33 protein-coding genes are annotated in these 23,797 nt (G+C 48.0%); 6 read left to right on the top strand and 27 right to left on the bottom strand.

Annotated elements, in window-relative coordinates:
• Positions 1-8: 8 nt before the first annotated feature.
• From IP582_RS19435 to IP582_RS19390, 11 genes are all read right to left on the bottom strand, one after another.
• Positions 9-455: a phage virion morphogenesis protein gene (locus IP582_RS19435; protein WP_193794166.1), complete on the bottom strand. Its 447-nt coding sequence runs from the start codon at positions 453-455 to the stop codon at positions 9-11.
• Complete coding sequence (locus IP582_RS19430; RefSeq protein WP_193794165.1) at positions 448-879, bottom strand: phage tail protein; 432 nt, start codon at positions 877-879, stop codon at positions 448-450. Before IP582_RS19430 ends, IP582_RS19435 begins: the two co-directional genes overlap by 8 nt.
• The gene (gene lysC / locus IP582_RS25415) at positions 833-1,087 is read right to left on the bottom strand and encodes an Rz1-like lysis system protein LysC (protein WP_255520056.1); all 255 of its coding nucleotides are present in this window, start codon (positions 1,085-1,087) and stop codon (positions 833-835) included. The genes IP582_RS19430 and lysC overlap by 47 nt, the downstream gene beginning before the upstream one ends.
• Complete coding sequence (locus IP582_RS19425) at positions 987-1,409, bottom strand: hypothetical protein (RefSeq protein ID WP_193794164.1); 423 nt, start codon at positions 1,407-1,409, stop codon at positions 987-989. Before IP582_RS19425 ends, lysC begins: the two co-directional genes overlap by 101 nt.
• Positions 1,406-1,915 carry a lysozyme gene (locus IP582_RS19420; RefSeq protein WP_193794163.1) on the bottom strand — a complete coding sequence of 170 codons (510 nt, stop codon included), beginning with the start codon at positions 1,913-1,915 and terminating at the stop codon, positions 1,406-1,408. Before IP582_RS19420 ends, IP582_RS19425 begins: the two co-directional genes overlap by 4 nt.
• Positions 1,902-2,117, bottom strand: coding sequence for an HP1 family phage holin (locus IP582_RS19415; RefSeq protein WP_193794162.1), 216 nt, complete (start codon positions 2,115-2,117; stop codon positions 1,902-1,904). Before IP582_RS19415 ends, IP582_RS19420 begins: the two co-directional genes overlap by 14 nt.
• Before the next feature lie 4 nt (positions 2,118-2,121).
• Entirely contained in the window at positions 2,122-2,328 is a 207-nt protein-coding gene (locus IP582_RS19410) for a tail protein X (protein WP_108700789.1), read from the bottom strand.
• Positions 2,328-2,795: a head completion/stabilization protein gene (locus tag IP582_RS19405; protein WP_193796312.1), complete on the bottom strand. Its 468-nt coding sequence runs from the start codon at positions 2,793-2,795 to the stop codon at positions 2,328-2,330. Before IP582_RS19405 ends, IP582_RS19410 begins: the two co-directional genes overlap by 1 nt.
• 98 nt (positions 2,796-2,893) lie before the next feature.
• Entirely contained in the window at positions 2,894-3,550 is a 657-nt protein-coding gene (gpM, locus tag IP582_RS19400) for a phage terminase small subunit (RefSeq protein ID WP_108700790.1), read from the bottom strand.
• 2 nt (positions 3,551-3,552) lie between these two features.
• Positions 3,553-4,707 carry a phage major capsid protein, P2 family gene (locus IP582_RS19395; protein WP_108700791.1) on the bottom strand — a complete coding sequence of 385 codons (1,155 nt, stop codon included), beginning with the start codon at positions 4,705-4,707 and terminating at the stop codon, positions 3,553-3,555.
• Between the two features lie 15 nt (positions 4,708-4,722).
• Entirely contained in the window at positions 4,723-5,541 is an 819-nt protein-coding gene (locus IP582_RS19390; protein WP_193794161.1) for a GPO family capsid scaffolding protein, read from the bottom strand.
• A gap of 145 nt (positions 5,542-5,686) precedes the next feature.
• On the opposite strand from IP582_RS19390, the gene IP582_RS19385 reads away from it, so the two are divergent.
• Both IP582_RS19385 and IP582_RS19380 read left to right on the top strand, forming a co-directional pair.
• Positions 5,687-7,453 (top strand): terminase ATPase subunit family protein, encoded by a 1,767-nt coding sequence (locus IP582_RS19385; RefSeq protein WP_193794160.1) that lies wholly within the window; start codon positions 5,687-5,689, stop codon positions 7,451-7,453.
• A gap of 47 nt (positions 7,454-7,500) precedes the next feature.
• Entirely contained in the window at positions 7,501-8,493 is a 993-nt protein-coding gene (locus tag IP582_RS19380) for a phage portal protein (protein ID WP_255520055.1), read from the top strand.
• Here the strand turns inward: IP582_RS19380 and IP582_RS19375 are convergent.
• The 16 genes from IP582_RS19375 to IP582_RS19305 form a co-directional block, all read right to left on the bottom strand.
• Entirely contained in the window at positions 8,490-9,134 is a 645-nt protein-coding gene (locus IP582_RS19375; protein WP_193794158.1) for a DUF1659 domain-containing protein, read from the bottom strand. The genes IP582_RS19380 and IP582_RS19375 overlap by 4 nt on opposite strands.
• Positions 9,131-9,544 (bottom strand): STAS-like domain-containing protein, encoded by a 414-nt coding sequence (locus IP582_RS19370; protein ID WP_193794157.1) that lies wholly within the window; start codon positions 9,542-9,544, stop codon positions 9,131-9,133. Before IP582_RS19370 ends, IP582_RS19375 begins: the two co-directional genes overlap by 4 nt.
• A gap of 14 nt (positions 9,545-9,558) precedes the next feature.
• Entirely contained in the window at positions 9,559-10,707 is a 1,149-nt protein-coding gene (locus IP582_RS19365; RefSeq protein ID WP_193794156.1) for a hypothetical protein, read from the bottom strand.
• A 236-nt stretch (positions 10,708-10,943) separates the two neighbouring features.
• Complete coding sequence (locus IP582_RS19360) at positions 10,944-11,207, bottom strand: hypothetical protein (protein WP_193794155.1); 264 nt, start codon at positions 11,205-11,207, stop codon at positions 10,944-10,946.
• 179 nt (positions 11,208-11,386) lie between these two features.
• Complete coding sequence (locus tag IP582_RS25410; protein WP_228007913.1) at positions 11,387-11,569, bottom strand: hypothetical protein; 183 nt, start codon at positions 11,567-11,569, stop codon at positions 11,387-11,389.
• Positions 11,570-11,792: 223 nt separating this feature from the next.
• A complete protein-coding gene (locus tag IP582_RS19355) occupies positions 11,793-12,131 on the bottom strand; it encodes a hypothetical protein (protein ID WP_193794154.1) in 339 nt (112 codons plus the stop codon).
• 17 nt (positions 12,132-12,148) lie between these two features.
• On the bottom strand, positions 12,149-12,850 hold the full coding sequence (locus IP582_RS19350) for a DNA adenine methylase (protein WP_193794153.1): 702 nt from the start codon (positions 12,848-12,850) through the stop codon (positions 12,149-12,151).
• 175 nt (positions 12,851-13,025) lie between these two features.
• Positions 13,026-15,329 (bottom strand): replication endonuclease, encoded by a 2,304-nt coding sequence (locus tag IP582_RS19345; protein WP_193794152.1) that lies wholly within the window; start codon positions 15,327-15,329, stop codon positions 13,026-13,028.
• On the bottom strand, positions 15,326-16,513 hold the full coding sequence (locus IP582_RS19340) for a DNA cytosine methyltransferase (protein WP_193794151.1): 1,188 nt from the start codon (positions 16,511-16,513) through the stop codon (positions 15,326-15,328). Before IP582_RS19340 ends, IP582_RS19345 begins: the two co-directional genes overlap by 4 nt.
• Entirely contained in the window at positions 16,510-17,367 is an 858-nt protein-coding gene (locus tag IP582_RS19335) for a DNA adenine methylase (protein WP_193794150.1), read from the bottom strand. The genes IP582_RS19340 and IP582_RS19335 overlap by 4 nt, the downstream gene beginning before the upstream one ends.
• Positions 17,364-17,588, bottom strand: coding sequence for a TraR/DksA family transcriptional regulator (locus IP582_RS19330; RefSeq protein WP_193794149.1), 225 nt, complete (start codon positions 17,586-17,588; stop codon positions 17,364-17,366). Before IP582_RS19330 ends, IP582_RS19335 begins: the two co-directional genes overlap by 4 nt.
• Positions 17,588-17,824 (bottom strand): DUF2732 family protein, encoded by a 237-nt coding sequence (locus IP582_RS19325; protein WP_193794148.1) that lies wholly within the window; start codon positions 17,822-17,824, stop codon positions 17,588-17,590. Before IP582_RS19325 ends, IP582_RS19330 begins: the two co-directional genes overlap by 1 nt.
• A gap of 70 nt (positions 17,825-17,894) precedes the next feature.
• On the bottom strand, positions 17,895-18,242 hold the full coding sequence (locus IP582_RS19320; protein WP_228007912.1) for a hypothetical protein: 348 nt from the start codon (positions 18,240-18,242) through the stop codon (positions 17,895-17,897).
• Positions 18,223-18,438, bottom strand: a complete 216-nt coding sequence (locus tag IP582_RS19315) for a phage filamentation protein Fil family protein (protein WP_193794147.1) — start codon at positions 18,436-18,438, stop codon at positions 18,223-18,225. The genes IP582_RS19320 and IP582_RS19315 overlap by 20 nt, the downstream gene beginning before the upstream one ends.
• A 10-nt stretch (positions 18,439-18,448) precedes the next feature.
• Positions 18,449-18,958: a phage regulatory CII family protein gene (locus tag IP582_RS19310; protein WP_193794146.1), complete on the bottom strand. Its 510-nt coding sequence runs from the start codon at positions 18,956-18,958 to the stop codon at positions 18,449-18,451.
• 35 nt (positions 18,959-18,993) lie between these two features.
• Positions 18,994-19,179, bottom strand: a complete 186-nt coding sequence (locus IP582_RS19305; RefSeq protein ID WP_223878774.1) for a hypothetical protein — start codon at positions 19,177-19,179, stop codon at positions 18,994-18,996.
• A gap of 164 nt (positions 19,180-19,343) precedes the next feature.
• On the opposite strand from IP582_RS19305, the gene IP582_RS19300 reads away from it, so the two are divergent.
• The 4 genes from IP582_RS19300 to IP582_RS19285 are packed head-to-tail and all read left to right on the top strand — an operon-like array spanning position 19,344 to position 23,366.
• The gene (locus IP582_RS19300; RefSeq protein WP_108702295.1) at positions 19,344-19,922 is read left to right on the top strand and encodes a phage repressor protein CI; all 579 of its coding nucleotides are present in this window, start codon (positions 19,344-19,346) and stop codon (positions 19,920-19,922) included.
• A 7-nt stretch (positions 19,923-19,929) separates the two neighbouring features.
• Complete coding sequence (locus IP582_RS19295; RefSeq protein WP_108700809.1) at positions 19,930-20,955, top strand: tyrosine-type recombinase/integrase; 1,026 nt, start codon at positions 19,930-19,932, stop codon at positions 20,953-20,955.
• Between the two features lie 39 nt (positions 20,956-20,994).
• Positions 20,995-22,473 (top strand): AAA family ATPase, encoded by a 1,479-nt coding sequence (locus IP582_RS19290; RefSeq protein ID WP_193794145.1) that lies wholly within the window; start codon positions 20,995-20,997, stop codon positions 22,471-22,473.
• Between the two features lie 5 nt (positions 22,474-22,478).
• Complete coding sequence (locus IP582_RS19285) at positions 22,479-23,366, top strand: HNH endonuclease (RefSeq protein WP_193794144.1); 888 nt, start codon at positions 22,479-22,481, stop codon at positions 23,364-23,366.
• Positions 23,367-23,797 lie beyond the last annotated feature (431 nt).

Raw genomic sequence — 23,797 nt, 5'->3', positions numbered from 1 at the left:
CCAGACAATTAACGAGAAAGGTGCTCAAGGATCAGATCGGCGATCAGTTCATTTGATACGTCTGAAATGCCAAGCAATTGACGGGTAGGGTAAGTGATTTCCGGGCCTTTTTTGCTTACCCGGTCGCGCAAACCGTAATGGTGAATGCGGGCTATACGACGGGCTTTCGCATCAAATTCAACACCGGCGGTGTTCCCGGTGATTTGAGTTTTCAGGTACCGCGTCGTGCGCATTTTTGAAAACATTTGTCTTTTGATTCGCCCTTTTTTCGCTCGTAGCTGGGGTTTTCTTGGCTCAAATGCGCTGCCGTCAGGGTTTTTCTGCTGTTGGATGTTTTTTTGCTGTTGCTGACGCAGTCGGATTGCCACATCACGCAGGAGCTTGCGCCGCTGTTGTGCGGTCAACTTTTCCAATAGCGCATTAATCCAGGACTCGACATGGACGATATTATCCATGACGATGATCCAGCCAGATTTCAGGCTCATCCGGTTCAGTGGCTGCGGCAACGGTCGCTATGCCGCCACTTTCTGTGACAATCACGCGCTCAGTCAGCATCAGATAAATAGCGATATCCACCAGGTCATTGCGGATAATGTCGACTTCAAAGCGGAAGATTTTTTCCCGCAATTCCGGGTTGTTTAATGCGTCGGGCTGATGCGTGGATAACCAGTTGCAGACGACGGCAGTCACGAGATTTTGATCGCCGGCAAAATCGGTTATCACTGCGTTGAGGGTGTAGCGGTACTCCCAGCCGTTTGCGGGAAAGCCCGAACTGACTACGGACCCTTTATCAACATAGAGCTGTAGTGCATCCGGGTTGTGACCAAGATACTCAATTCCCTGGCTTAAAGCCTGCCGCAGTGAGTCGGGCTTGTTCATCGGTTTTCTCCTGACAGTCCACTATCATGTCTACTTTCGCAGCGCACAACGCCCAGTCTTTTTCAGCCTGGTCTTTGGCTGCTGCAAGCTCGCCATTCGTTGCGGGATCACTGGCCTGTAGTACGCACCGCGTCACTTTCGGACAGGTAATGAAGGTAAGCGTCGGCCCCGACAAATGCCGGTCTGGTGTGCAACCGGATAATGTCAGCAGGCAAAGCAGCGCCAGCCCAGGCGCTATTTTCTGGTTTATCATTGAAGACCTTCTTGACGTTGGCTGCGCGAAGATTTGATGCGGATTCGATACCGGATGACTTTTGCTGTAACCCGACCTGGTATGCGTCATTCATACGGTTCAACATATTGGTAGCGATGAGCTGACTGTTTGCACGTGACAAGTCGGCCTCTTTAGTCGCAATTGTTTGCTCTTTTTCGCCAATGGTTTCATGCGCCCGGAGAAGCTGCCAGCCCAAAAAAGCCGACAGCACAAGCAACATCGCCATAAAGCCAATCATGCCGCGTGATAACATCATTGGCCGACTCCCTTAATGCACCAGGCTAACTCACGCGCGCGGCGCTTTTCCAGTCCGGCACTTTTGACACCATCGATATAGACCCAGCGCGGCAATTGATTACAGGCCTGCCACCACTGCTGGCGTTTGAGAAATTCCACCATGGTTGACCGGCAGATTGCTCCGGTCCCGACATTGAAAGACAGACTGACCAGTGAGTCATAGACTGACTGCGGCATTTTGACCGGCGCACAGACAGCCAGGCGACGTTCTACCAGCAATACATCAGTCACAAAATTATCGGCGGCCTGACGTTCGCTGACTGTCTGACCGGGCTTAACGCCTGCCGTATGTCCGATCCCGCTGGTCCATATTCCGGCACTACATTTGTAAGGGGTGAGCTGGCAACCCTCATAATCTGCAATGAGTCGCAAGCCTTCCGGTGAGGTTTGCAGTAACTGATATGAGGGGAGTGTTGCGGCAATCGTCAGGATCACCGCCGCGATACAGCGTTTAACGATTTGCACGCTCGTAGTCCTCCGCAGAGATTTTACCGGCGGCCAGGAGCTGAAAGGTTTTACGGCGGTAATACCAGTAAACAGCGAAGGTACATGCACCGATCAGCATTGCAAAAATAGAACTGAGGTCTTTCACAGAAAAATCGCCCAGCCATGCCAGAAAAACCGCGATTGCATAAGTGATTGCTGCGTTGATGCGTTCTGCGTTCATTCCACTACTCCCACAGCTTGATGGTCTGTGTGACCGTTGATGACGATGCCTGCTCAGGCAATTCAATTTCCAGACCATGCGGCAGCACTGGCCCCATATCGGCAAGGCCGGGGTTCGCGTTTAACACGATTTCCGTCATGCCCTGTGTTTTGCCGTAGTAGCGCCAGCAAATGGCATCCACGGTGTCTGATTGCTGTGCCCGGACTTTCATCAAATCAGCTCTACTGTCATATGTGGCAGATCACGAAGCCGCGATAATGCCCAGCGCACGTCACGCCACACATCGCCGAGCGATGTTTCCAGCTCATCAGCTTTTTTGTTTCCTTCACCAGTTGAGTCAAAATCCCGGTAACGCTCGATCAGACTGGCTTTTGCCCAGCCAAAAATGGCGCAGCGGTAAAGCCGGACCCGTTCGCTTTCACCGTCGATCTTCTCGGCGGGAACCTGTTCCAGTGTCTCCAGTCCGCGTGCCATCTGTTTTTCGCGGAATGTGTACAGCTCGGCGTTGACCTCTGAAATTGCCGTCAACAGCGCAGAACGAAGCCGCTCAGGCGTAACTGTGCCGTCTGTTCTCATAGACGCCCGGTAATCTGCGGGTCGGATTTCAGGCCAAAAGAAGGTGTTTTTGATAACGTCCTGCGCGCTCTCTTTCGCCGGTTCTGGCGAAACGAATTTCATGTTCATTGTTTTCCCCGATAGTTGGGCGGTGGACGGGGTTTTGATGCGGCTGAAAGCCTGTCTCCTCCCCGTGCCGCCCCGCGCGTGGGCACGATTCATTAACCCGTCACGGCTTTACGTAAGCGGGCCTCAAGTTGTTTGATGTCAGTTTTTACGCCGATGTTGTTATCCAGTTGAACAGCCCGTTTGAGGTAATTCAGTGAAGCGACAGCCTGATCGTTGGCCCGTAAGGCATAACCCATTGCTTTAAAAAGACGTGCGCGGGACTGGTCAGGCATATCTTCGTCATCAACCAGGTCAACAACCTGTGTCAGAATGGCCGCGCTGAATTCTTCATCTGCTGTGAAAGCGCGCATTGCAACGTCAGAGAATTCTTCGGCAATGGCGGTTCCGGTTGTTCGGTTGAAACGGTCTGGCATCACCCAGCCGTGCTTTACCGCATGACGGGCGATATCGAGTGCGCCGGTATAATCCCCGGCGTCGATACGCCAGATCATAATGAACATCGCGACATCGTCCTGATTCGCTGAGTTGGCCTCAAGTAACCCGGCCACCCAGGCGGCATAGGCAGGAAGAAACTCACGTTTCAGTGCGGCCTTGCGTTCATTAGACTGCACGCCTTTGAGGCGCCTGCGATGCTCGGAGAGCTGCAACAACATCCGGTTATAGCCAGACAATGCCGCTGTGGCATTGCCGCCCTGACGGGCGGCCTCCTGTGCCTGGATATACTGCGTATGCGTTCGAAACGGATTCATCGTTACGCCCCGGAACCCGCATTACCTGTCGATGCCTGACCGCTCAATACACCCTGAACCGCAGCAGAAACGATTTCCTGGATGTTTTCAGTTGTCAGCGGTACGCCGGAATTACCGTCGGCTTGTTCGGCCAGCATTTCGATATTCTCAATCAGGCACGCGCAGTCATAATCTTCAACAACGTAGGCTTCATTGATGGATTCGAAATTCTCCACACGGTCACGTTTTGGATTATCGATAACCGAGCGACGGCGGGTTTCGGACTGCCAGTAAATGGAGAGGTTATCAAGGCGGGTGATCAGCATGGCATTGGCCGGGAAGAACGGCACCCGGACCGCAGGCAGATTGCCGATACGCTTCTGGCTGATAATAAGATCTGCTGCGAGTGATTCGCTGTTAGGCTGGTCGCGGTTGACGATCGGGAAATATTTGTCAGCCAGCAGAGCGCGACCACAAATCACGACCAGTTCAGTATCTTCCTGATACCATGCGGCAATTTTTTCATTAACCGCTCCCATTACCAGCGCGTCGAGATTTTTGAAATCGCCTGCTTTGCCAACACGGATCACCTGTGAAATTACCTGGCCATCTTCACCGATAACTTTATCCAGTACCTGAACGGGTTTTTCCTGGCGAATTTTTTCAAGCCAGCCGATGTTCACATCCTGGAGTAAAGGATTCGCCACACGGTCAGAGGTTTTTTCACGCTTCACACCATTGAAACCGATCATGATGCGGTCAAGCGCCTGGCGCTGGATGATAGCGTCGCGGATGCGGGTCTGAAAATCCTGAAACTTTGCCCACAAATCCAGCTTCTGATACGGGAGGGCGGTATCAAAATTGGTCTGCGTGCATTTGTAACCTTCGCCATCAATATAGGTCGGGTCGGTTGGTTCGCGGTCTTTCTGAGTGGTATCAGTTGTCCCCGCGATAGTTGCGCCGATGCCGAGGCCGAGACGTTCCCCGGACTGCTCATCCACCGGGATGATATTGATTTTTTGCAAGAAGCTGGAGGATTCCTGAATTTTGGTTTCCAGCGTCTGTGCCACTGATGGCGCAGCAGTGTATTTTTTTGCGACATCGTCGGCAGTAATACCATTCAGCTCTGCTAACTGCGTCAGATAGCCATTGAATTTAAAGCGGGTTTCTTTTTTCATTACGCTTTTGCTCCGTCAGCAGTTGGTCAGGTTTTCGTTGTGATTTCCGCTACCCGTTGCCTGCGGGCGAAAATCGCTTCGACTGTCCTGAATGGAAAGCTGGGTTTTCAGTTCAGTAAATTCTTTTGATAGCGTTTCAAGCTGCCGTGCATAGCCGCCCTGTTTCTCACTTAGTGAGGTCACGCTTTCTGAAAGCGTCTGATGCTCCAGCGCAACGACTTCAACTGCCTGTTGCACATCAGAAAAACGTTTATTGTCACTGGTCGTTTTTGCAGAAAACAGGCTTTTGATACGTTCCAGAATGCTGACTGAGTCGGCTACATCCTCAAACTCGATCACAGTTTCTTCTGCTGCGGTGAAGAGATTCCCTGCGTCGAGTTTGCGACGTGCCAGTGGGTTTACCGGTGCTGTCGCGCTGAACTGCAACATTTCCGTGCCCAGGCTTGCAGGATCATCGGTGACAGCCAGGCCAACCAGATAGGCTTTTCCGCTGTCGGCGAAAGCAGGATTTACCTCCATGGAGGTGAAAAGTTTTTGCCATTTGTCCGTGAGTGCGACGAGGTCATCTGTCGGAGATAACCATGCATAAAGCGCCATTTTTCCTTTCAGCGGACCTTCGGAAATTTCAGCCGCTTCGAGCTTGTCTACTTTCCCGTAGCGGCGAAATGGACTGTCAGCGGTATAACCCTTGATGTGTTCCATATTGACCAGAGCGGTATATACCGTCGGGTCATAGGTTTCAGCCATCTGCGTTAACCAGTCGCGCTCAATAGTGCGTCCGTCAGTCGTGGCGCCTTCTACACCGACACGAAAACGCTTTGATTTTTTTGCCATCTGTCCGGCTCCGGTTGTTTCGTAACATGTTCAGAGCCTTATGTTTGCGGCGATGGGGAGTGATAAACAACGCGGGACCATTGTGGGGAAAATGGCACAATTTAGCAGAGAGGTTAAGGAGAGCGGCGGGCCGTAGTCTTGCGGCATGAACCCGACACTAGTCAATCCCGATCTCGACCCGCGAAAACAGGCCATGTTCCTGTATTTCAGCGGCATACGCATAGCCCGCATTGCTGAAATGCTGGGCGAGAAAGCCGCAACTGTTCACAGTTGGAAAAAGCGTGACAAATGGGCCGAGATCGGCCCGCTTGAACAAATGCAGCTCACAACGGCAGCGCGCTATTGCCAGTTGGTTATGAAGCAGCAGAAGGAGGGGCGCGACTACAAAGAGATTGATCTGCTTTCGCGACAGGCAGTACAGCAGGCAAGGATCGGGAAATTCAATAACGGCGGTAATGAAGCCGATCTGAATCCCAAAGTTGCCAACCGTAATAGCGGGCCGCGCAAAGCACCTGAGAAAAATGTCTTTACTGACGAGCAGATCGAACAACTCCAGGAGATTTTCCAGGCTGGGATGTTCGAATACCAGAAGCACTGGTGGCGAGCTGGCGTTGAAAACCGTATCCGCAATCTGCTGAAATCCCGCCAGATAGGGGCGACTTACTATTTTGCTCGTGAGGCGTTAATTGACGCACTTACAACCGGGCGAAACCAGATTTTCCTTTCAGCAAGCAAGGCTCAGGCGCACGTCTTCAAACAGTACATTATTGAGTTTGCCAGAGAGGTCGATGTCGACCTGAAAGGCGACCCAATGACACTACCCAATGGCGCGACATTGTATTTCCTCGGCACTAATGCCCGCACCGCGCAGAGTTATCACGGCAACCTTTACCTTGATGAATACTTCTGGATACCTAAATTTCAGGAGCTGCGTAAAGTCGCATCGGGTATGGCGCTACATAAAAAATGGCGTCAAACCTATTTTTCAACCCCTTCCAGCCTGACGCACAGCGCTTATCCGTTCTGGTCTGGTGCGTTGTTCAACAAGGGCCGCCCTAAAGCGGACCGCGTCGAATTTGACCTTTCACATACCCATCTTGCGGCTGGCGTTCGTTGCCCGGACGGGCAATATCGCCAGATTGTGACAATAGAGGATGCTGTCAACGGCGGGTGTAACCTGTTTGACCTCGATCAGCTGCGGCTTGAATACAGCCCTGATGAGTATGAAAACCTGCTGATGTGCCAGTTTGTGGATGACCTGGCATCTGTATTCCCGCTGGCAATGATGCAGGGATGCATGGTCGATAGCTGGGATGTCTGGGACGATTTCGAACCGCTGTTGATCCGCCCGTTTGGCTGGAAGCAGGTATGGATTGGCTACGACCCGGCGAAGGGGACGACAAACGGGGATAGCGCAGGATGCGTGGTCATTGCGCCGCCTGATGTTCCTGGCGGCAAATTTCGAATTCTTGAACGTCATCAGTGGCGCGGAATGGATTTCCGGGCGCAGGCCGCAGCCATACAAGAGATCACCAGGCGTTATAACGTGACCTACATCGGTATTGACTCTACCGGCGTGGGTGATGGTGTTTACAAAACAGTGAAGCAATTTTTCCCGGCGGCCCGCGAATTTATTTATAACCCCAACGTGAAAAATGCCCTGGTGCTTAAAGCCTGGGACATTGTTAACGCCCGGCGCCTGGAGTTTGACGCGGGCCTTACCGACATTGCGCAGTCATTTATGGCAATTCGCCGGGCTACTACCGCCAGCGGCAACCGCCCAACCTATGAAGCATCACGCAGCGAAGAGGCCAGCCACGCCGATTTAGCCTGGGCGACGATGCACGCACTCTTTAACGAACCGCTGGAAGGAACCACCGCCAGCAACCAAAATATTGTGGAGATTTTCTGATGGGTAAACGTCATTACAGAAAAAAAAGCGCACCGCGCCAACCCGAAATGACAATGGCCAACACTGCCAGTTCTGCCCATGCAGAGGCGTTTTCGTTCGGCGATCCGGTTCCGGTGCTCGACCGGCGTGAACTGTTTGACTATCTCGAATGTGTTCAGGTTGACCGCTGGTACGAACCGCCGATCAGTATGGATGGCCTGGCCAGGACTTACCGGGCGGCAGTTCATCACAGTAGCGCCATCCAGGTTAAGTGCAACATTCTTACCAGTACGTTTATACCGCACCGATTCCTGTCACAGCAGGCATTTTCACGCTTTGCTCTCGATTTTCTGACGTTCGGTAATGCTTACCTCGAACAACGTGTAAATCGTCTGGGGCAGACGTTAAGCCTGCAACCGGCACTGGCGAAATATACCCGACGCGGTGTTGACCCCGACCAATATTGGTTTACGCAATATGGATACAACAAAGAACCATACCCATTTGAGCAGGGGAGGGTTTTTCACCTTATGGAGCCTGATTTAAATCAGGAGATGTACGGGCTGCCGCAGTATCTGTCTGCTATCCCGTCGGCATTATTGAATGAGTCTGCCACGCTGTTTCGTCGTAAATACTATCTGAATGGTAGCCATGCGGGTTTCATCATGTATATGAGCGACCCGGCGGCAAATCAGGAAGATGTTGATAACATCCGCGAGGCACTTAAGAAATCAAAGGGGCCGGGTAACTTCCGTAACCTTTTTATGTATTCGCCGAACGGCAAGAAGGACGGAATTCAGATCATCCCTTTGAGCGAGGTTGCGGCTAAGGATGAGTTTCTGAATATCAAAAATGTGTCGCGTGATGACATGCTCGCTGCGCATCGTGTTCCGCCGCAGTTGATGGGGATAATGCCGAGTAATGTCGGTGGGTTTGGGGACGTCGAAAAAGCAAGTAAGGTATTTGTAAAAAATGAACTTGAACCTCTACAAAAGAGGATGACACAGTTGAATGATTGGGTTGGTATTGATGTAATAATGTTCGAAAATTATCTCGTCTAAACCAACCCCAAGATGATTGCTCTTGCTTCACTACATTTTTTAGATATAGCAAAGGCCTTAGTTTTATTGGAAGGCCTTTCTTCAGCCTCGAAGTCATCGCCAGTAGCTAAATCATAAACATCAGAAGAAAATGCTTCTAATTTTACTTTGTTGAAATTTTTGTTTTTTAATGGTAGGTTTTTTATTATCACTTTCATATTCTTATCTATTGTCATTAACATTGCTTTTATTATGATTTCGTTTGATGCATTACTTTCTTGATCTGGAGTTGTTGAATGATGTCCCTTAATCCAATATCGTACCGTAATATCCTCGAATTCTTTAATAAGTAAAAGCATTGCGTCACCTGATTTAGAAAGACGCGTCGATTTGGATTCTATTATCCTTTGGACTAAGTTAAACGCAAAGGCACTAAATGCGCCGACTAAAGCAAGAATAAAACCATCCGAAAAGGTACTGTTTCCAGAGGAACTAATTGCGTGAGTAACAGAAGAAAACCCACCATTGATAACATGAATCAAGTTGATATTATCAACGCTGTTGTTTGATAGAAAAAAACCATATTGGTGAGGATCGAAATCGACCCTTTTGAATAATTCTTCGGAATTCATCATGTAATGATAATCATATGAGGAATTCATTTTGTATGCTCCTTCCGTCTCTTTATTTTTTCCAGATATTCAGGTTTTGTGCTTTCATATCGTTTTGAATTAAAAACGGCTTCGTTAATATACTGTAGAATTTTCTTTTTAAATAAATCAAAGTCGGGATCGTTCTGAATTAATAATAGTTTATTTATTAAGTCTGCTTTATCCATGTAACCATATTTTACTATTCCAGCAAAACCTTCGACTAAAAAAGATGAACCATAACCCTCAACGTCATCATCTAAAATAATTTTGATTCTTTGGCTTCCCTTAAGTTCTTTTAATGTAGGCCAGAGTAATTCTTCTCTAAATTGCTCTCCACTACTTTCCGTCATATCTATATAATATCTTCCAGAAGGCGTAGAAGAAAAATCTTTTCCGATATTAATTTCAAAATCATTCATAATAAATCCTCATCTCAATCAAGAGACACACTCCATATGATAAGTGTACCACAGATTGGTGATGCAAAACTCTCAGTTTTGACCTTGGTAACCCCCTGATTCATAGAGTGTTTGTAAAGTCCTTTAAGGCTCATGATTGATAAGTATCCATTTTCACGTTGCCTTATAAATTCAAGAAGATCTTGTAACCCCTTACCTCTGTCATTTTCATCAGTACTGGTTCTGTCAAGTTCAACCGCAGCTTTCAATAACTCTTCGTCTCTAAACCTTTCCATTACGGGGATTTTGGCTAAGACACTAAGTGCTTTTTCCCAAACCTTAGATGCGGGTAATGTTTTTGGGATTCCAACCCCTTGATCATAGAATACTATTTTCAAAACTTTACTGTCGATATCATATGATCCAGTCAGATACCAATTCTTATCATATTCTTTAAATCCTGAATCTACAGGATATGCGTGATGCGAAACATTAGTTATCGCTTCGCTTAAACCGCTATGCAAAAATATCCATTTTTCAATGGCCTCACCAACTAATTCAATGATCTCTCGTTTTAAAACTTTTGTCTTAGCAATTTCTCCACATTTCCCCTTTAAATATTTTACGAATCTTTTTCCATTATCAGATGACTTCAATTCTTCAAAGTCTAACTTAAGGTTTCGGCTTTTTTTAAATAATTCGAAGAACCCTAATTCATAAAAGTTACGTAAAATATCTTTATCCCAGCCGTCTATTCTTGGTGTCAATCTCTGCCTTATTGCATCATCCCACTTTGATAATTCTGCTGTCAAAACAAGTGCAGCAGAAGTGGAGATTTTTTTCAAATTGTGAAAATTAACCGATGCCAATTGATAGCTTGCATTTGGTAAACCTTTTCGTTCCGATAACATTCGTATGGCATTAATGTGTTGAACTGTCACTGCATAATTATCTGAAAAATCCATTTCAGGTGGTAAGGTTAGGATCAGCCCTTTTTTATTTTCATTTATAAGTTTAACATCTAAACCTTCGGCTGACTGTTTTTCAATCCAATAATTGGCTTGTCTCCATTCCATTTCGTAATGAAAACTTTTCCCTTTAACCCTAGCTCTGTGACCTCCCGTTCGGAACAATATTGAGCGTTTGACGTCCCTCAATCTTTGTCGCGGAGTTATTTTTTTCATATAAAATTCCATTTTCTAGGATTTAGCTGATTGTGCGATTGCTATTGCGCACTGTCAATGGGGAAAAGTTGAAGTGTGGACTCGTAGCCCCGCCACGCCCGCCCGCTTTATGCATGGTTTTTCATGCATGTGCATGGATAACGACAAAGCCCGCCAGTGCAGGCGGGCCAGAGGATAAACGATCCTTTTCCGATCATTCATTTTCATGCAGCATAGTCATGCACAACATGCGAGAGTCAAAAAAGCGGCATTTGCGGGTCATATTCGACAGGTATCGACCGCCGATATTGCTCGGCCTCGTAGTAAATAATGAATCTGTCAGCCTCGTTACCATGGATAGGATGGTCAGGCCCGAGCATGAAATACCCGTCAAATGTCCGGCCCAGCCAGTAGTCTGTGAAACCTGCACGCTGAAACAAAACCCAGCCGCCGGGTTTATAGTTTGGTAGCGCCTGGCCCTGGCGCACGGTCTGAAATCTCTGCTCTTGATTACCACCCATGCTCTAACGCCTCGCGTCGCTCGTTGTTCAACCCCACAACGGCCTAAAACAAGTTTTAGTCCGCTGCGGCGTTATCATTAACTGCACCGATGCTCGCCCTCCCTCACATCTCTATCCCAGAAATCCGCAATCAGCGCCGTTCGTAATTTTTTCTTGTTATCCAACGTGATGTATTCCATTCATTCGGCTCTGTAAAAAATACTCTCTTCGCGTTCATCGCTTTCATTGTGTGTAAGGTCAGCGATTAAACTCAGGGCCAATTTAAGATCTGACGGCTTGCAGTTTGCAATAAGTGAAATTTCTGCAATAAATTGCACGCACGCCATTTGATGCTGCAAACGACTAACATCCTCTACAACCATGAAATCCCTCCCAGCAAGGATACTGTATAAACATACAGTAACACGTAATTGCAAAAAGAGAAAAGGGGGATTTACGGATGAAAATGCATTTTTTGATATGGCTGTTTTGCGTGACTTATTAGCCACCTACGGAAAATATGAAGTTTGTCTTACTGATTGAGTGGAAATTGGTCGTCTGATGAAAAGGGGAATTTTGCCCGCTAAAGCGCGGGCGCGTGACATGTCACATAATGAGTTTTACCTCATGCCATCCGTTTGTAGCCCAGCATTTAGAATCGCCCTGGCATGGGCACGACGCAACCGGGAGGCTGTCGCCGCATTTCCTGCATTTCCGGGTGCTTATCGATTTAATGCGCCCACGTGTGCGGGCATCATCCTGCCGGATCAGCATGGCAATATATTCGCCGGTGTCGTAGGGTTCCTTACCGGGTCGGCGCGCGACGCAATTTCGCGCCAGCATTTCCCTTTCTTGCTCATCCAACACCACTTCAATTTTCTGCTCACCGGCGGCTGTTTGCCGGGCACGTTGCGCGGCTTTACGCTGTGCTGATGTCTTCGCCATTGGAAACCTCGTTGTAATCAGGATGCAGCGTCAATCTGGTTTAAAGCAACCATGATCGCTAGGCGCTCAGATGCTGGCAGAGCCGCGTATTTATCTGCCCAACGTTTGGCTTTGCGCTTAATACGACTCCGGTCGTTATAGTCTTTTCCGGCAAATATATGTGAATAGGCGCTGCCTGCGGCAAAGTTCATCCAGATTTTCTCTGTTCTCACGCCGCCACGGGTCATGGCCTGAAATTCACGGGTGCGCCAGCCGGGTAGCGCGTTGTCATAAACGGAAGACGGATAACCTGACACGATAACGCTAACGTTTTCTGGCAACGAAGACAGACACTGCAACAGGCGGTAATGGTCGTTTAATGTGTATTCGTGGCGATACCGTGCGGAGCTGGATCGCGTTGTTGGCAAATAGGGCGGGTCGGAATAAACCAGAACCTGACCCGCACTGGCAAAGTCGAATTTTTGTAGGAAATCGACAGCATCACCAATATCTATAAACAGGTTGTCTTTCAGTGCATCCAGAAATTCAGGGTTGTCATTGTTGAATGACTCGATAGTCTCCATGTCGATATCGATCCCCCAATTTTTCAGGGCGGGCGGTTTACGCAGCATGACAGCACCACCCCCGAGGTGGGTTTCAATGTATGTATCATGCGGTGGCATTTCCGCGATGATTTTCTGATAGACGCCGCTGGCGGCCTTACTTCCCAGATAGCTCATTATTTTATCTCGGCTGCAGCAATGTCATTTCTGGCAATACTGCAGCATGGTTAAAAATGACGGTACTCGATGAAATGGCCAACACGATCAAAACTGACTGTGTTCGTGTCTGGTACCGCATTGTTACTTCTGGCCATGCGGTACCGAAGTGCCACCTGACTGTGTGTATTTCTTTTCATGTCATATCCTTGTTGGTTGAATAAGCAGATCGCAGCCTTGTCACCAGTGTGTTGACCGTCTCTGCCGTTGATTGCGGTATTTTTTCTCGCGTTCGATAAAGCGCGCCGTCGCTTCGGGCGCAGTAAAAAACGCCGTTCAGAGCTATGCGCTGGCCCGCCATCAGCAGGCCTATTTCTGTTTCCCCGATATCCCAGCCAATCGACCGGGCAAAATCCCGGATTCGTTCGGCTTGCTCGCCCGGTTGATACCGCGCTGGAATCAGCTTCCGGCGCTCGAGCTTCTGTCGTTCCTCTTCATGGAATTCATTGGAAAGCCGCGCTGCGACTGCTTTTTTCTCTTTCCTGGTCAGGGTTGAGTAGTCCACGCTCGATCTGACACTGTCATCTCCGACCATGGACAGGGGAACTGATGGCTTTTCAACCGTTCGCGGCTCTCGCGTACAGTTATTGACAGAACTCCGAGGGGCGGCGATGCCGCCTGGAAGGTCAAAATCTAAACCGCGCGCTTCATCTTCTTTGCGCTTCGGTACGATTTTGTATTGCGTGGTACGGGTAAAAATAAGGGACGATTCACCCTTGAATGGGCTGTAAATACCGGAAATGGTCGTTACATCGTCTCCGTAGATATTGCCGTTTTCGGTGACTTCATAACTCAGGCGTACGCGCAGGCAATCACGGGCAACGAGTGGGCCGCCTTGCGCCGTGATGTAACCAGCCCAATTCCCCTCATCAGCGGCGGTGTGCGCTTCGGCAATTTCGGGGTGCAATACCAGCTCACGATCGCGCAGGCGACGCAGCTCGCGATAGACCGTCACTGGTGCGCCTCCTATTTGCTGAAACTGCCTGATGGCCCATCGCGATGACCAGGCGTTAACACGACGGGCCATCTCTTTCAAAGGCTCTCCGGTTTCGTCGTCCTTCTCATCATCCAGTGCGTATCCGTCGATGTTTTTGGAAATGTATTTAGCGATGTAGCCCGTTGCGCTGCCGTGTTCTTCCTCGATCGGAACAGCTTTGAACCTGTTTTCCTGCGCGCCGGGTTCATGACCATCAGTCGACAGGGCATACTCGCGAAAAATTCCGCGTACCTGCTCTACATGCTCCGGGCGCATGAAAAGCAACAGATGCCAATGTGGGGTAGCGTCATGGTGTGGCTCGACAACGCGAAATCCGAAAACACGGATGCCATGCCGCTTCCACGAGGCTCTTGTTTTTGACCACACTTTGCACAGGTAATGCTGCGTGTCGCGTGGTGATGCGCCAGTGTATTTATCGTTGCGACGGCCATCTTTTAACGTTGCGTGATAGCACGATGGGGCGGTGAGAGTGTAGAACTCCCCGGCAAGTCCTGCGGTTTTTGCAAGGTCTTCAAAACCGCGCATTCTAACCATTAGCTCGCTACGGCGAATTGCCGGGTTAGCGATGCTGCCATGTACCTTATCTGCCAATGAGATGCGTTCGCCGGTGTCTTCGTCTTCCAGCTCCATTGCGTTGATGTATTCGCGGTTGGCTTTTTTCTGCGCCTGCCATTCATGGACGCATGGATCACTGGCGTAGGGCGCAGATTTTTTTTGAACATACCCGGTTGCAACCATCAGGTGCTCGCGCCAGCGGGCATGCATACGCCGCAGGCGGTTCAACCACCATGTTGAAGACTGGAGGCGGGCGACGGCGCTTAATGCCGTTTCCGCTTCCAGTGTTTCGTCGCAATATGCGCGCCAGCATGGAACGCTTGTGTTTAGATGTGACGCAAGAAAACCCATGCGCCCATAGCCTGACAACGTAGCAAAATGAGGATCAGACAGGCGGGCCATCTGGAAATCAAACTCTCTCATAAACTCGCTGCCCATGATGTCAGCGAGGTTATGAGACAGCCGTTTCAGTTCTTTTTTCCCTGCCCAGAGCAAGCGCCAGAACTGATCGCGCAGGGGCATCAACACCGCAGGAAAAGCGCCCTGTGGCAAATAACGGTCATTGACGCTGTCGTATCGGCTCAAAACGTACCGTTCAAACGTGTTTACTAACCAGGCATCAGCGGCGCTTTTGCCTTTTTGATCCTGTTTTTCCAATTTCTGCGCATAGAACCTGCGGATGTAATGCGGCATAGCCGCCAGGCGGCGGCGTAGATATTTTGCGTTATCCGGCTTCTCATCCTGATCAACCAAATCCTGTAGCGGCAGCCATTTACGGCTACCGTCTGGTGTAAGGTAATGGAACCCCGTAGCGGATTTAGTGAACTCGACCCCGCCGATAGCCGGGCGGGGAGCGTTCCACGGATAGGTAAAAGCAGCATCAGTCATAACACCGCCTGCATAGCCGCTTCTATAAATGCCGCGGCGGCATAAGCGTTTATGGCGTTTCCATATCCCTTGATTCTGCCGACTCGGTTGCTGCTTGCCACTCTTGCCACCCCGGACTCGACTCGTCCCAGGCGTGCGGCAGCCCCATCAACCAGCGGGAATGTGCCGGGTTCAACTGGACGCCATTTACCATCTCGACAAAAGAGCCAATCCGCATCTCGCCAAAAACCGTTAACCTCAAGGGCAATGGGGGAAGCGACGTCACATTGATCCCCGAGCCCTTCAAGTTCCCTCCACACAGAACTACCGTTTTCCTCAAACTGTCCGTGTTCACCGAGGCATTGCAACCGGTTCTTGCTGTCGAGCCAGCTATCGAGGTTGGCCATCCGGATAATTTCACTGCGCCCGAAAGGTTTTGTAGCCCCCGGGGTGTTTCCGGCTGTGGGTTGGTGTTGCATGTTGGCGTAGGCCACCCCGCAAACTTGACCTGCTGCGTAAGGCTGCTGCCCGTCATGTTCGGTGTTACTCCTGTCCCGCCCCGGTTCCCGTCGGAATGACTTGGTTTTGTCCATGCTGCCAACACGGCAAAATCCTGTAGATTGGGTTGTCGCCCGGCTTCCTTGCGCGCTATCACCTTCAACCAATCTTGGTAACAATTTTTGATGTTGCTGGCTAACGGACTCGGCCACCCAGTAAGCTCGCTCTCTGATGTGCGGCGCGCCGATGCTCGCTGACGTAAACGGCGTAATCCCGAAGGCGTATCCCACTCCTTCCAGGTCTGATTGAACAAGATCGAACCATGAGTTTGCGTTACCTGCTGCAACTTGCTCGCCAAAAGCATACTGAGGCCTGCACTCGCTGATGAGATGGAAGAATGTGGGCCATAAGTGCCGCTCGTCAGCAAACCCATCTCCTTTGCCTGCCGAGCTGAAAGGTTGGCACGGGCAGGAGCCTGTCCATACTGGTTTGTCGTCCGGCCAGCCCGCGAGTCGCAAGGCATGAGACCAGACACCAATCCCGGCAAAGAAGTGGCATTGTGTAAAGCCTTTAAGGTCATCAGGTCTGACATCTTCAATACTCCGCTCGTCAACTTCACCCGCGGCGATGTGACCGCCGGCGATTAAATTGCGCAGCCACTGCGCTGCAAATGGATCGATTTCGTTGTAATACGCAGCTGGTTTCATGCCTGAACCCCGGCAGACCAATCACGACCTTTAGCCAGGTCGACACCTGACCAGATCGGGCGATGGCGAGAAACAGCAATAATCTCGTTTGCGATTTTGCCGCCTCCGGCATCAATGTTGATGCTGCGCGGGGCCGTTATGCGGTGAAGGGTAAATGTGTGATAAAGCGATGCCACCAGAGAGGTGTCAGCATTGGATGCTATAACCGGATAGCCTTGTGATGACCGGCGAACCAGAATGGACGCCAGATGATACTGCTCGTCCTCCCCAAAACCGCTAGTGTGATAGTTGCTAAACGTTCCGTCATATGGCGGGTCGCAATAAATCACATCACCAGTTTTCAGCATTCCCAGCGTTTCGTCGAAACTCGCGCAGATAAAAGTCGCGCGTTTTGCTTTTTCGGCAAATGCGCGAATTTCGGTTTCCGGGAAATAGGGGCCTTTATAATTGCCAAAGGGCACATTAATTCGCCCGGATTTATTGTATCGGCAGAGGCCGCGATAACCATGGCGATTCAGATAGAGGAAATAAACAGCCCGGTGTAAACAGTCCAGCCCGTTGTCATAATTGAATGCTTCGCGGACACGGTAATAGCTTTCTGCAAGGCTATGGCTACCGAACATCGCGCGGGCCAGTTCTATGAATTTGTCCGTGTCGCTGCTTATGACACGGTACATATTGATCAGATCCGGATTGATATCTGCAATGAGGTACGCCGGATAATCAGTTGCCATCATCACAGCACATGAACCTGCGAACGGTTCCACCAGGCGCGAGCCAGCGGCGGGCAGGTGCTCTAACAACTCATGCATAACGGCGGTCTTATTACCCGCCCATTTCAGTATTGTGCTCATAATCCACCCCTGTAGTGTTTGCTTTTCAGTTCGCTGATGGTCTGGCAGGTTACGCAGCACTCAACGCCTGGCACGGCAATACGGCGTGCTTCCGGGATGGGGGCGCCGCAGGCATCACAGAAGAAAAGAGAAACCGCAGCTTGTTTGCTGCGGGCGTTGCTGATGTGGCGATCGCGTTCTTCCTGCTCTCGCTGTTGGATGAGATCCATTGCGTCGGCCATCAGTGGATCTCCGCAGCTTCGTTGCGGTATTTTTCCGCTTCCTGCCGCAACAGTTCGGCGGCTTCGCGGTGGCCCATTTCGCCGGAAACGATGTGAGCGGCGAGTACCTCCAGACGCGAGGCGGTTACATCCGCGCGGCCCTTGCGTTCCTCAAGACGGGCAGCCATTAGCAAAACGGTTGTAAGCCCGGCATCATCCGGGCCTATTTTGGTGTGGCGGGTTTCAATATTTTTCATAAAGCGAACTCCAGATTTAGGGCAAAAAAATCCCCGGCGGGTTTACGCCATGATTTTTTTTGCGGGTTAATTACTCAGGTAATTTGGTTTCGTACTCTGAAATCCAACGCGGGAGAATTTGCCCCCATCGTGCAATTTCATTCATTGATTTGATGATTAGCAGCCTGCGCGCCTCATCAAAATATTCAAACGGCTCCCCGATTTCCTTCGCCTGAAAAGTGCCTGGCGCATTACGGTTAGCCAGTGTTAAAACGACAAATTTAAAATCGGCTGACATGCGGTTGAAATAACGCAGTGCCTTATTACTCGTTGCTGCCTGATACCAATGATAACGCTGAAAAAACTCCTCTCCGGACATTGGGGGCGGTGCAACGTCAGCATTATTAAGCGAACTCGCGTTAGTAGTACTGTTGCTCATAACGCCTCCAGAAGAACTTCAATACCCGGGCTGCGAACGGCCTACGGGTTTTTGAGTGCAATTCACTTAGCAATGCAGACTGGTCACGGCTGGGATGCCACCGCTTGCCATCCTTACCCATGATCCAGCCATTGCCGTAGTCCATTGATGGTGACTGGCGAACCAGTCGGGATGCGAAACTCGGGCCTGTATCCATAGCGTCAGCCTCAAAGCAGACCGAACGACGCGCCGAGGCCCGTCACGGTATCAATGGCACTTGCCATCGCTGGGTTTGTTTTCAGCCGGGCATCAACTGCCATGGCAGCCAGCGCAAGGCAGCGCATCCCCGAATTTGCGCTATCAACGAGTGAACGGCGGGATAGCAACGTCATACGTGGATTAGCAACCGTATTGGCCGCAATCTGCCCGATATGAGCTGTGGCCTGCATTACATAGGTTGAAAGCTTGTCCTTCGTCAGTTCGTTAATGGGGGTGCATGGTAGGCAATGCATCTGCGCCAGGAAGCCATCGACCAGCGTCGGGTCTTCGGTCAGGTCGGTCAGGAGCCAAATATCTTCAACGTACAGGTGGTGCGGCTGTTCCGGGTTCAGCTTGTTGCGCAGGGTCTGCTCGTTCATTCCTGCGCGGCGCGCCAGATCAGCCAGGTTATGGCGTAAAGCAAAAGCCCGACAGGCTTCGGCGTAGTGCGGCTGTATGGAAACTTGAAAATCAAACATGTTGGTTTCCCTTTCAACTTGCATAATCAAGATGGTCAAACGGCGACGTACTTGCAATTAATACCCTGCTGGAGCAGACGGGCGCGAAAAGCAACCATGTTGATACGAGCTGCACCACCGTCTTTTTTACGAGGCATTAGGAGCAAGTCTCCATCGGCAACCATTTGTTTTACAGTCCGAATGCTGTAGCCGTAGCGTTCAGAAAATTCGTCATAAGTCATGAGGTCCGCGCCGGACGGGATTGCAATTTGTGGGGGCATAAGTGATCATCCTCGATTGATTGTCATTACTGTGCATTGGCGTGCATTTTTCAGGTTCAAGCAAAATCTAATCTTATTTATTTAAGGTGTCAAATCGGATTTTTGCGATAACTCGGATTTTTAAGATGAAGCTAGACGAACTACAGGGTGGAAAAGCTGTGTTACAGCGCATGCTGGACGCTTATGGTTTCACTATGCAAAAGCAGCTTGGTGATATGCACGAACTGTCATCCGGGACGATCAGCACATGGATAAGACGAGATTATTTTCCTGGGGATGTGGTGGTTGCTTGTGCTCTGGATACAGGAGTGTCACTGCGCTGGTTGGCGACAGGAAAGGGGAGTAAGTACGATACAGACCACACTCAAGGTAAAATGAAGACGTTAGCTCGCTTCGATATCCAAGCCGGCCACTTGATAGAAAATGACAAATGGATTGTTGATGCTTCGCTTCTTTCAGATGCGGTAACAAGTCCTAAATATATTTGTAAGGGACAGAATTCCTGGATTGTCGATTTTGACTCGACTGATATTTCTAACGGCCGTTGGCTTCTAAGTATCGATGGTGATCACGACATTTACGACGTTGCTAGAATCCCGGGTAACAAAATTAAAGTAAGCAACTCGGATACTGATTTTCAGTGCGCAGTTTCAGAGGTTGAGTGTATTGGTCTGGTGTACCTCACCTTGAGCAAAACAAGCTAAAAGAATTATGGCGATAAAAAAACTAGTATCTGGTGAATGGCTTTGCGATTTCCGCGTCGACGGGGCTGCCAGTCGTCGTGTTCGAAAAAAGTTTTCAACCAAAGGTGAAGCGGTTGCTTATGAACATTATTATCGCGAAGAGGCGCAAAATAAGCCGTGGATGGGAGAGAAAGAAGACCGTCGACGTCTGAGCGAACTGATTGAACTGTGGCATAACCTTCACGGTCAGTCACTCGCGGCTAGTAAATCACGATTAGCTAAACTGCATATTGTTTGCCGTGGTCTGGGGGATCCGATAGCGAGTCAGCTTACCGCAAAAGATTTTGCTCACTATCGAGATAAACGCCTCAAAGGCGAAATCGACAATGGGTATCACGCGAATCCTGAAAAATGGATTGCTAAACCTGTCACCGTGAATCGGGAGCAACAGTACCTTGAAGCAGTGTTCAATGAGCTAAAGCGGTTGGGCGAATGGAATCTTCCAAATCCTCTTGAGGGTGTGAGAATTTTCAAAGAAGCCGAAAAAGAAATGTCCTGGCTTACTGACTCTCAAATTCGTGAAGTACTTGAGGCTTGTGAGTCCTACGGGAAAATTTACTTAACCCGGATCGTCAAAGTGTGCCTCGCGACCGGTGCTAGATGGAGTGAGGCCGAACGCCTAACGCGTTCACAGCTTTCACCTCACAAGATTACATTTACAAAAACGAAGGGGAAGAAGAACCGCACTGTTCCGATTCCTCGTTGGTTGTTTGACGAGCTAGCTCCTTTGCAGGGAAAAATGTTCCATCCTTGCTATCAGGAGTTCAAGAAAATGCTTGCTCTAACTGATATACGGTTAGCCGAAGGCCAAAAAACTCATGTTTTACGGCACACATTTGCGAGTCATTTTATGATGAATGGTGGAAATATCTTGGTGCTTCAACGGATTTTAGGCCATGCCAATATCCGTGAAACCATGCGATATGCGCATTTTGCACATGACCATCTTGAAGACGCTGTGGAGTTAAATCCATTGGTAATGATATATAAATAGGAAGTGTGTGATTTCAACTTCTTGATATTCGGGAGATATATGAAATTTAAAATTGGAACCCCTGAACGCAGTAATAGTGCCTATTTTTGCCTAACTCCAAATATAAGGTGGAATGACTTTTCATTCGTGACAACGTTTTACCTTACCTTCTGTAATTCTACTGATTTTAGTGAAATAGGGGAGGTCAAGATAGGGTTTAAAAAACAAGAGGTAAAACAACGTACTATCGATTATTTATCAGATGAATTTGAATGTCTTTCGGATGACTTTTTCTCTTTAGGACAGTCGCCTGAGTATTATCAGCACCTAAATAGTTTAAGTAATGATGTTAAAGTTCATGTATTATCGTCTTTACGTGATATTGCTTATGATGAAAATATATTTGAGGAGTCAATATCCGAAAAGGTTCTTATTGATTCTTTGACGCGATATGTAAGTGAATCGACTATCAAAAGTCAGTTTAAAGATATAATATCAACTGGTGTTGCACTTAAAAAGTTTGGGTTTGTGCTGAATTTAGATGAAGATAATGAAATCTATTTTTCTGTTATTCCAAACTCAAAACCCCCCAGTAATATACATGTTGTGATCGGACGTAATGGGGTTGGTAAAAGTCATTTATTGAGAAGAATTGTCAATCATATCGATAAAGCTGATGGTATAGTTACAAAACCAAATGGAGATGATATTCGAGCATATGATTTTGGGCAATTGCTATATTTTTCTTTAAGTATATTTGATAAGCCATTTGAATATGTGAAATTTAATGATTCAAAAATAAAGAAAGATAGGACTAAGAAAAAATATATCGGGTTGTATAATACTGAAACACGTAAACCAAAAGATATAGGTGAAGATCTTGCAAAAGAATTTGCTATCTCATTAAACGGATGTTTGTTAGGTTCCGGAGTTAGAAGAAAATCTTGGCTTAAGGTTATGGAGCATCTTCAGTTAGATGTGAACTTTAAAGAGTTAAGCTTGAATGAGCTTGTGGAAATTAAGGATGAAGAAACGCTAGTAGAACTCGCAACTGCTTTATTCAAGACATTAAGCTCTGGACATGCTGCGGTATTATACTATTTAACTCATGTCGTCGAGTTGGTAGAAAATAGAACAATATGCCTTTTTGATGAACCTGAAAACCATTTGCATCCACCGCTATTGTCTGCATTCATACGAACACTATCAACATTGTTAGCTGATAATAATGGTATGGCTATAATGGCAACGCATTCTCCAGTTGTTCTTCAGGAGGTACCAAGATTATGTAGTTGGAAGTTACATCATGTCAATAATGAGAGAGTTAATGTTCGTCACCCGAATATCGAAACATTTGGTGAAAGCGTTGGGGAAATTACTGCTGAGGTTTTCAGCCTTGATTTGCGCAAAACAGGGTTTTACGAACTTCTTGAGAAGGATTCATTAGCTGCTGGCAACGTTAACCATGTTCTTTCAATGTATGAGAATCAAGTCGGATTGGAAGGTAGAGCAGTTATTTATGCGACGATTAAAGGATGAGATAAATGGAACATACCTTTGATGATGTCTATAAATTATGTGTCTCTGGGAAAAGTCAAAAAAAGTTGACAAGTAATGATGTTTTTATTAATTCTTACTTAAGAGCTTGTCATCGTATTTTTTACATTTATGCTTCCTACGGGATTTATTATTTGTATAAAGATGTGTCAGAAAGTAATGGGTTTAATAAAAAGGCATTAATTTCTCTTTATCAAGATAAACTTGTTGGGAAAAAGCGTGCAGGACGATATTACTATGAGCTTTTGTTAAGCAGAACATATGAGGATAAATGCCAGATTTGTTTTCACGGAGAGGCTGAAACACTGGATCATTACTTGCCAAAAGACTTATACCCATCTCTTTCAATCTCACACTATAATCTTTATCCAGCATGCCATATCTGCAATGGTAAAAAAGGGGATTGGTTTCCATCAACACCAGAACAGCAACTTATTCATCCACAGTTCGATGATATTTATAAGGGTGATTGGTTACTAGCTAAGTTTGATAAATATAATCATCGTGTTGTGTTTATGATAAATACTATTAGATTTCATGAAAATACATGTGAATATAAAAGGCTAAAACTTCACCTTGAAAAACATGGGATAATACAAATATATGAAGGATTAGCAATGAGAAAAATTCAGGACATTGTCCGTACAGCGATATGCTATAGCCTACCTTTACAACAAGTTGTCTCCAGTGAGTTACAAATACTTTTTGACAATTTCAACAAACAAAAAGAGTCTAATTCGCTTTATACTTTTGAACACTGGAAATATGTTACGTGTAGGGCACTGTCACAGTCAGAGTTTTTTTTGAAAAATGGAAAGGATATATTTGGAACACAACATGCGTACCATGCACCCTCTCACCGATTCCGGGGGTAAGTGGTAGGATGTCCATAATCTGTCCATGCAATACGTTTGCAATCGCATTTGGTTGCATGGGTATTACATGTAATTAACTGTTTTTAATTATAAATGTGTGGATGTAAATGGCTTCGACTAAAAGCGTCTTAACTAAGATTCGCTTTCGCGACATCCTGTTAGAAAGGGCTGGCCTGTGGGCTGGCCCTTTTTTTATGCTTTAAAAAGGGCTATGGAATTGCATTTACCCGCATGACACGCAGTGGAAATGTTTATCCAAAGCCCCAGCCTTAGCATCATGTTCTTGCTCCCCCAGTCCACACAATGGCTTCGCCGTCGAACAACAATGTAACGTCCATACGATGGATGCTTATGGCTTCGGTAATGGTTTGTCCTGCCTGATACTTTTGCGCAAGCATTCATATGCAGTCTTACAGACTCCTGGAGAATGC

It is taken from the genome of Citrobacter sp. BDA59-3, assembly GCF_015167655.1.
GTDB lineage: Bacteria > Pseudomonadota > Gammaproteobacteria > Enterobacterales > Enterobacteriaceae > Phytobacter > Phytobacter diazotrophicus.
This window is presented reverse-complemented; position numbering and strand designations above follow the sequence as displayed.